The 1116-nt window shown below is 54.4% G+C and carries 1 protein-coding gene and 2 tRNA genes; 2 read left to right on the top strand and 1 reads right to left on the bottom strand.

Annotated features, from left to right (window positions below):
• Window positions 1-75: 75 nt before the first annotated feature.
• Complete coding sequence (locus QP978_RS10745) at window positions 76-606, bottom strand: NUDIX hydrolase (RefSeq protein ID WP_284857163.1); 531 nt, start codon at window positions 604-606, stop codon at window positions 76-78.
• Window positions 607-806: 200 nt separating this feature from the next.
• Here QP978_RS10745 and QP978_RS10740 point away from each other — a divergent pair.
• Together QP978_RS10740 and QP978_RS10735 are read left to right on the top strand one after the other, a co-directional pair.
• A tRNA-Glu gene (locus tag QP978_RS10740) sits at window positions 807-882 on the top strand.
• A gap of 14 nt (window positions 883-896) precedes the next feature.
• Window positions 897-970, top strand: a tRNA-Asp gene (locus QP978_RS10735).
• Window positions 971-1116 lie beyond the last annotated feature (146 nt).

The following is a 1116-nucleotide window of genomic DNA, read 5'->3' as shown; positions in this document are numbered from 1 at the left end:
AGCTATTCTTTGGTGATTTGTGGTGTGTGGTCTGGGGTTATGGTGGCATGCGGACACACTTTTCTTTACTTAACCCTACTTCTCCCGCTTGTGGTAGCCCATCCGTGGCTTGAAGCCCGCCGGGTGCTTAAGCTGCGCCACTGCATCGGCGACTATCAAGCGGAAGCGTGGCTTCATCGGTGGCATCTGTGAGATCTGGAACCATCCGACATCAGTGGATTCATCATCAGCGACATAGGGGACGTCGTCGCCAACAACACTGCAGCGCATGGAGATATCCAGATATGAGGAAACATCGCCGTTGAGGTGTTCGATAGGGCCAACGGCGCCAGTTCCAAGCAGGGCCTCAACTGTGACATCGAGTCCCGTTTCTTCCTTTACCTCTCGCACGGCGGCGTCGTGAGGCTGCTCGTCCGGGTCGATAATTCCGGTGACTGGGGTCCATTCACCATTATCGGAGCGACGAACCAGCAAGACCTCGGGCAAGGCGTACATCGGTGCATTCGGCGGAACATCGCGAATGACGATAGCCGTGACACCGGGGAACCAGAGCGGAGCGTGGCCCACTTTTTCACGGAGCTGAACAATGAAATCCGGAATTGCCATAATTGCGAGCTTATCTGAGTACTAGTAGCGTCCGCGGAAATAGTAAGAAACTCCAGTTCAACCGTGGATTTTGGGAAAAGGGTACTTATCCTCTATAGTTCTTTACGTTGCCAAGAGCGCGCGCAATTGCAATGTTCATACACTGCAGATGTACGCGGAATATGCCATTGAGTGGCCAACTCTTTGCAGCGTTAAGTCGGGCTCCCATCGTCTAGAGGCCTAGGACTCCGCCCTTTCACGGCGGCAACACGGGTTCGAATCCCGTTGGGAGTACCACTAAAAATCATGATGGCCCTGTGGCGCAGTTGGTTAGCGCGCCGCCCTGTCACGGCGGAGGTCGCGGGTTCAAGTCCCGTCAGGGTCGCAATTCTAAACGCCAGTTCCGGTTGGAGCTGGCGTTTTTTGCTTTTGGTTAGTGGTGCGCTGGGCGTCGGGGGTTAAGTAAAGAAAAGTGTGTCTTTTCCGGGCGTGTTGCGGTTATTTGATCCAGCCTTTTTGGATGCCGAGGTT

Origin of the sequence: Corynebacterium sp. MSK035 (assembly GCF_030232615.1) — a bacterium.
GTDB classification, from domain to species: domain Bacteria; phylum Actinomycetota; class Actinomycetes; order Mycobacteriales; family Mycobacteriaceae; genus Corynebacterium; species Corynebacterium jeikeium_D.
This window is presented reverse-complemented; position numbering and strand designations above follow the sequence as displayed.